Here is a 6388-nt window from a genome sequence, read left to right as displayed (position 1 = left end):
CAACCGGCCCCCCTTCCCCGCCCGCAGCGATTCCGGGCACACTCCTTTACCCGCTCCCTACAGCGTTTGGCCACTTCCGTCGCAGTGATCTACGCCACTTCGGCTGATATCCAATCGAGACAGGGAACATTTGACTCCCCAACACGTTGGACATATTGGCGCGTCCAGCCGGCGGGAACCGTCCGCCGCGTGCCACACGTCTTGGAAGGGAGGGAGGTGCCCCGATGACGAGCACTGCCCCAGCCGCTCCGGCACCCACCGCCGGAGCCCCCGCTGACACCGCTCGCAGCGACGACGCGTCCGCCGACGCGGTCCTGACCGACCTGCTCGACCGCGGACGCGCCCAGGGGCACCTGTCCCTCTCCGAACTGCGTGCCGCTTTCACCGCGGCCGCCGTCTCCACCGGCGACGGCCGTTCCATCCTGCGTGAACTCACCGAGAACGGGGTCAGGCTCGCCAACGGGGGCGACGACTCCGCACCGGTGGCCGATCCCGACGCCGAGGACGACGTGCTGGAAGACACTCTCATCGCCACGGTGCCCGACACCGACGAGGCACCCAGGGCCGAAGGCAAGACCGCGCCGCGCAAGGGCCCCTCCCCCCGGAGGAAGACCCGCTCCACACGGCGCGTCAAGAAGGCCGAGCCCGCCCAGACCACCACCGACGCGGAGACCGGCGAGGCCGACCTCGACGACCAGTCCCCCGCCATGGGCGACTCGGTCCACACCTACCTCAAGGCCATCGGCCGCCGCCAGCTCCTCACCGCGGAGCAGGAGGTCGACCTGGCCAAGCGGGTCGAGGCCGGGCTCTACGCCGAGTACCGGCTCGGCCTGCACGGCGAGGTGGACGGCTCCGCCCCGCTGGCCGAGGCCGAGGTCGAGGAGCTGGAGTGGGTGGCCGAGGACGGCCGCAAGGCCAAGTCCCACATGCTGGAGGCCAACCTGCGCCTGGTGGTGTCGGTGGCCAAGAAGTACAGCGACCGGGGGATGTCGCTGCTCGACGTGGTCCAGGAGGGCAACCTCGGCCTGATCCGCGCCGTGGAGAAGTTCGACTACACCAAGGGCTTCAAGTTCTCCACCTACGCCATGTGGTGGATCCGCCAGGCCATCCAGCGCGGTTTCGCCGACTCCGCGCGCACCATCCGCCTGCCCGTGCACGTCCTGGAGCTGCTGAGCAAGGTCAGCCGCCTGGAGCGCGACATGCACCAGGCGCTGGGCCGCGAGCCCACGCCGGAGGAGCTGGGCCTGGAGCTGGACAAGACCCCGGCCCAGATCGAGGAGCTGCTGCGGGTCACCCGCCAGCCCATCAGCCTGGACTCCACCATCGGCGAGGACGGCGAGACCCGCATCGGCGACCTGATCGAGGACGTGGACGCCTCGGAGGCCTCCGAGGTGGTGGACCGCCAGCTCATGGCCGACCAGCTGCGCAACGCGCTGTCGGACCTGGAGCCGCGCGAGGCCACCATCATGTCCCTGCGCTTCGGCCTCATGGACGGCCGTCCGCGCACCCTGGACGAGATCGGCAAGCACCTGGGGCTGACCCGCGAGCGCATCCGCCAGCTGGAGAAGCAGTCGCTGTCCAAGCTGCGCCACCCCAGCCGCGCCCAGCAGCTGCTGGACTTCGCCAGCTAGTCTGCGGGGCCGGACCGAAAGGCGGCACGGGGCCGCTCCCCAAACGGGGGGCGGCCCCGAGCCGTGTCCGAAACCCTCAGGGCGAACCCTGGTTCGTCCCCGGTATCGCGCTCGTCCCGGCACGCCGCGGACGCCCCGGTGCGACGATGGTGGCCATGACCGATCACCCCCAGCGCCACAGCGACGAGATCGCCGCCGCGCTCCGCGCCAGCCGTGAACTCGGCCCCGAGTACGACGAGGCCGTGGCGGCCTCCCTGGTCGAACGCATCGACGGCACCGTCGAGGCGCGCGTGCGCCACCACATGGCCGCGCAGGCGCGCACGGAACCGGCCAAGGCGGGCCTGCCCTCCAACACCGTGCGCTTCGTGCTCTCCCTGGTGTGCCTGGGCGTGAGCATCCCGGTCTCCGCGATCACCGCGGCCGTGGGCAGCCCGGCCGCGCTGCCGCTGGTCTGGCTCGGGCTGATCCTGTTCTACGTCGTCTCGGTCGTGGGCCTGCGCCGCTGACCGGCCGCCGGACGTGACCTGGAACATATCGATTCCGCCACGGAACGCCTCCGCCGCTTATCTGCCCGTATGCACCTTGTGTCCGAAGCCCTACAGTCGTGCCCACCACGGACCAGACCGGTCCCACCAGGGGGAAGGACACGATGGCAGCCATCGAGCAACGCAGGACGACGTGGAAACAGATCGGTCCGGGCATCGTCGTCGCGGCCACCGGCGTGGGCGCGGGCGACATGGTCGCCACACTCATCGCGGGCAACCAGTTCGGCTACGCCCTGCTGTGGGCCACCATCGTCGGCTGCCTGGTCAAGATCTCCCTGGCCGAGGCCACCGGGCGCTGGCACCTGGCCACGGGGACCACCATCTTCGCCGGCTGGAGCAGCCTGGGTAAGTGGACCACCGTCTACTTCGCGCCCTACATCGCGATCTGGGGCTTCGTCTACGGCGCCAGCGCCATGTCGGCCACGGCCCTGCCCCTGGCCGCGCTGATGCCGGGCGTGCCGCTGGAGGTGTGGGCCGTCCTGGCCGGGGTCTCCGGCCTGGTGATCGTCTGGTTCAACCGCTACGCGGTGTTCGAGAAGATCATGACGGTGCTCGTGGGCGTCATGTTCGTCACCGTGGTCGGCCTGGCCGTCTACGTCGTCCCCGACATCGGACAGACCCTGCGGGGCCTGGTCCCGATGCTCCCCGAGGGCTCGGTGTTCTACACCATGGGCCTGGTCGGCGGCGTCGGCGGCACCATCACCATGGCGGCCTACGGCTACTGGGTCAACTCCAAGGGCTGGCGGGACTCCTCCTGGATGCGGATGATGCGGCTGGACAACCGCGTCGCCTACATCACCACCGGCATCTTCGTCGTGGCGATGCTCATCGTGGGCGCCGAGCTGCTCTACGCGAGCGGCATCACGCTCCAGGAGAGCGACCAGGGCCTGATCCAGCTGGGCGACGTCCTGCGCGAGCGCTTCGGCGGGTTCGTGGCGACGGCCTTCCTCATCGGCTTCTTCGCCGCCGCCTACTCCTCCATCATCGGCGTGTGGAACGGCGTGAGCCTGCTGTTCGCCGACTTCGTCAACCACCTGCGGGGCAGGACCAACACCGACCCGGGGGAGAACCAGAGGAGCTGGGCCTTCCGCGGCTACGTGCTCTGGCTGACCTTCCCGCCGATGCTGCTCCTGCTGATCGGCAAGCCCTTCCAGCTGGTCATCGCCTACGGGGTGCTGGGCGCCTTCTTCATGCCGTTCCTGGCCTTCACCCTGATGTGGCTGCTCAACTCCTCGCGCACCCCGCGCGAGTGGCGCAACGGCTGGGTGAGCAACACGGGCCTGGCCCTGGCCGGATCGCTGTTCGTGGTGCTGTGCGTCTACGAGCTCTACGGGATCGTCACCGGGGCCTGAACCTCCGGGAGGCGCGGCGGCGCGCGGGGCGGTGTCAGCCCCGCAGCGCCGCGCGCAGGATCTCCACCGCCTCGTCGTGGTCCAGCCCCACCCGGGAGATCACCTCGGCGTAGGCCCGGGCGGCGGCCAGTGCCTCGGCGCGCTGGTCGTCGCCGCCCGCCGCGACGAACGTCCCCGAACGGCCGCGTGTCTCGACCACACCGGCCTGTTCCAGCTCGCGGTAGGCGCGGGCCACGGTGTTCACCGCCACCGACAGCTGACCCGCCAGCGCGCGCACCGTGGGCAGCCGGTAGCCCACCGGGAGTTCACCGTTGGCGACCGCGATGGCCACGATCGACCTGATCTGCTCGTAGGGCGGGACCCTCGACGTCGGATCGACACGGATGAAATCCGCCATGTGCCACTGCGCTCCCCATCGTCGCCTGCCGCGGTGTCCGGCCGCGGACCGAACCGGACCGGACACCAAGTTACCGTGCGTGCACCGACCCCAGGTTGCGGGCCGGGTCCGCCGGTGTCAGACCGCCTGGAGCGGAACCCGCTGGATCCCGTGCAGGCGGTGGGTCTCCCGGGCGGTGAGCAGCCGCTCGGCGATCCGGGTGGCCTCGCGCACCTGCGGGCGGGCCAGCCGCTTGCGCCGGTAGATCCGGTCCTCGTACCCCTTGGCCCCCACCAGGACGCGCTCGCGGGCGTAGGCGGCGCGCATCGCCTCGGTCAGCGCCGTGTCCAGGTCCACGCCCCGCTGGTTCAGCTCCTCCACGGGCGCGTTCTGGGTGCGGGCCCGCTCCAGCGCCTCCTGCGCCTCGGCCACCGCACGCAGGAGTTCGGGCAGGCGCTCCGCGCGCTCCTGGTCGGAGGCCAGGCTCTCCCGCGCCTGAGCCGTGCTCTGCTTGGCAAGTCCCATGTGTGTGCTCCAGACCACGCGTAACGTCGGACGGGGCCACTCTAGAGGTGACCCATATCATCTGGCGAGCCGGGCCGCGCGTCGTGGTGGCCGCGCCGCCCGCGATCTGCCACCTTTACGGCGCACACCCCCGAAAGGACCACCGTGAGCAGGAACTACGCCGGACTCAGCCGCGAGCGCATCATCCTCGAAGCGCTCCACATCATCGCTGGCCGCGGACTCGGCGGCCTGTCCATGCGCCGCCTGGGCGACGCGCTGGAGGTGGAGGCCATGGCCATCTACCACCACTTCCCCCTGGGCAAGGAGCAGTTGTTCAACGCCATCGCCGCCTACGTCACCTCCCCCGCGGCCACCGGCACCGTCCCCCTCGACGACGGGGAGGCGTCGGAAGACGCGGAGGGGGCGAAGGAGCCCGAGGAGGACACCCGGCCCTGGGACGTGCGCCTCACCGAGTGGGCCGAGGCCTACCGGGAGCGGCTGCTGGAGTTCTCCGGGGCGCTCTCCCTGCTGGTCCACCGCGCCCCGCGCACGCCCAGCAGCGACGCCACCCGGGCCCTGGTCCACGACGCCCTCGCCGAGGCGGGGTTGGAGGGCGAGGACCTGGAGCGCGCCGCCGACGCCCTGCACTCCTACTGCGTGGGCGCGGTCGTGCACCAGGTCCGCCACCAGGACGAGGAGGACGCACCCGACGCCGCCGAGTCCCGGGCGCGCTTCCACCACGGGCTGCGCGCCCTGCTGCGCGGGCTCACCGCCTGAGCCGCGCCCGGGCGGGCCCCGGCGCGACCGGTCTCCGTTGACCCGGCCTCCCCGCCCCGGACCCCAGGGGCGGGGCCCGCCGGTGTGCCCTGCTCCCGGACCCCGCCGCGGGAAACAGGGACCTTCGTCGGGGAACCGAGTGCGTTCTCCCGGCGTCGTTACCAGAAGACAGCCCCCGACCCCGCTCCCCCTCCCGGCGCGGGGCGGTACAGAAAGGTCATCCATGGTTCTCAAGCGCCTGCTCGCCGGTATCGGATTCGGCGGTGCCTCGGTGGAAACCACCCTGCACTCCTCCGTGGCCACCCCGGGCGGCACCCTGCGGGGCACCGTCGTCATCGAGGGCGGCAACGTCGAGCAGCAGGTCGAGCGGCTCACCGTCGGCCTCCAGGCCCGGGTCGAGGTCGAGAGCGGCGACCACGAGAGCACCCGCGACCTGGAGTTCCACCGCGTCCAGATCGGCGGCGGCGTGACCCTGGCCCCCGGCCAGCGCTTCGAGGTGCCCTTCGAGCTCTTCGTGCCCTGGGAGACCCCCGTCACCGTCCACCGGGGCCGCCACCTGCACCGCATGAACGTCGGTGTGAACACGCGCCTGCACGTGGCGGGCGCGGTCGACCCGGGCGACCTGGACCCGGTGGCCGTGGAGCCGCTCCCCTCGCAGCTGGCCGTGCTGGACTCGCTGGCCTCCCTCGGCTTCTCCTTCAAGCAGGCCGACCTGGAGCAGGGCCGCATCCTGCGCACCCGCCAGCAGCTGCCCTTCTACCAGGAGATCGAGTTCTTCTCGCCCAGCCGCTACCGGGGCCTGAACGAGCTGGAGCTGTCGCTGGTCACCGACGAGCGCGGCATGGACGTGGTGCTGGAGCTGGACAAGAAGCCGGGTCTGCTCTTCTCGGAGAGCCGCGACACCTTCCACCGCTTCAGCGTCGACCACAACGAGGGCGCCGGGCGCGACTGGTCGGGCCACCTGCACCAGTGGATCGACTCGCTGGCGGGCAAGCGCAGCATGTTCTGATCCCTGCGGGTCCCGGGGACGGGCGTCCCCGGGACCCGCGGCGCCGTCGGCCCGCGGTTCACCCGGTCCGCTGGCGGGCGCGCTCCGCGCGCAGTTCGCGGGCCTGGTCGGGGTCCAGCACGGGCGCCGCGTTGAGCAGTTGGCGGGTGTAGTCGCTGGCGGGGTTCTCGTACACCGCGTCGCTGTCACCCATC

At 71.4% G+C, this 6388-nt stretch carries 7 protein-coding genes and 1 pseudogene; 5 read left to right on the top strand and 3 right to left on the bottom strand.

Going from position 1 to position 6388, the window contains the following annotated elements:
- The first annotated feature begins 224 nt into the window (after positions 1–224).
- The 3 genes from DQW06_RS15040 (at position 225) to DQW06_RS15030 (ending at position 3528) form a co-directional block, all read left to right on the top strand.
- On the top strand, positions 225–1631 hold the full coding sequence (locus tag DQW06_RS15040; protein WP_013153595.1) for a sigma-70 family RNA polymerase sigma factor: 1407 nt from the start codon (positions 225–227) through the stop codon (positions 1629–1631).
- A 146-nt stretch (positions 1632–1777) separates the two neighbouring features.
- Positions 1778–2137, top strand: coding sequence for a hypothetical protein (locus tag DQW06_RS15035; protein ID WP_013153596.1), 360 nt, complete (start codon positions 1778–1780; stop codon positions 2135–2137).
- Positions 2138–2280: 143 nt separating this feature from the next.
- On the top strand, positions 2281–3528 hold the full coding sequence (locus DQW06_RS15030; RefSeq protein ID WP_117198718.1) for an Nramp family divalent metal transporter: 1248 nt from the start codon (positions 2281–2283) through the stop codon (positions 3526–3528).
- A gap of 34 nt (positions 3529–3562) precedes the next feature.
- Here DQW06_RS15030 and DQW06_RS15025 read toward each other — a convergent pair whose 3' ends face one another.
- The gene (locus DQW06_RS15025) at positions 3563–3925 is read right to left on the bottom strand and encodes a GntR family transcriptional regulator (RefSeq protein ID WP_013153598.1); all 363 of its coding nucleotides are present in this window, start codon (positions 3923–3925) and stop codon (positions 3563–3565) included.
- A gap of 117 nt (positions 3926–4042) precedes the next feature.
- Positions 4043–4429 carry a hypothetical protein gene (locus DQW06_RS15020; protein WP_013153599.1) on the bottom strand — a complete coding sequence of 129 codons (387 nt, stop codon included), beginning with the start codon at positions 4427–4429 and terminating at the stop codon, positions 4043–4045.
- A 144-nt stretch (positions 4430–4573) separates the two neighbouring features.
- Between DQW06_RS15020 and DQW06_RS15015 the strand changes: the two genes are divergently transcribed.
- Both DQW06_RS15015 and DQW06_RS15010 read left to right on the top strand, forming a co-directional pair.
- Complete coding sequence (locus tag DQW06_RS15015; protein WP_071622263.1) at positions 4574–5185, top strand: TetR/AcrR family transcriptional regulator; 612 nt, start codon at positions 4574–4576, stop codon at positions 5183–5185.
- 223 nt (positions 5186–5408) lie between these two features.
- The gene (locus tag DQW06_RS15010) at positions 5409–6194 is read left to right on the top strand and encodes a sporulation protein (RefSeq protein WP_013153601.1); all 786 of its coding nucleotides are present in this window, start codon (positions 5409–5411) and stop codon (positions 6192–6194) included.
- A gap of 58 nt (positions 6195–6252) precedes the next feature.
- On the opposite strand, the pseudogene DQW06_RS29890 reads toward DQW06_RS15010, so the two are convergent.
- Positions 6253–6388, bottom strand: a pseudogene (locus tag DQW06_RS29890) (hypothetical protein); the annotation flags it as partial.

Origin of the sequence: Nocardiopsis sp. TNDT3 (genome assembly GCF_003427465.1) — a bacterium.
GTDB classification, from domain to species: domain Bacteria; phylum Actinomycetota; class Actinomycetes; order Streptosporangiales; family Streptosporangiaceae; genus Nocardiopsis; species Nocardiopsis dassonvillei.
The sequence above is the reverse complement of the archived record's forward strand: the minus strand, read 5'-3'. Positions and strand labels throughout refer to the sequence as shown.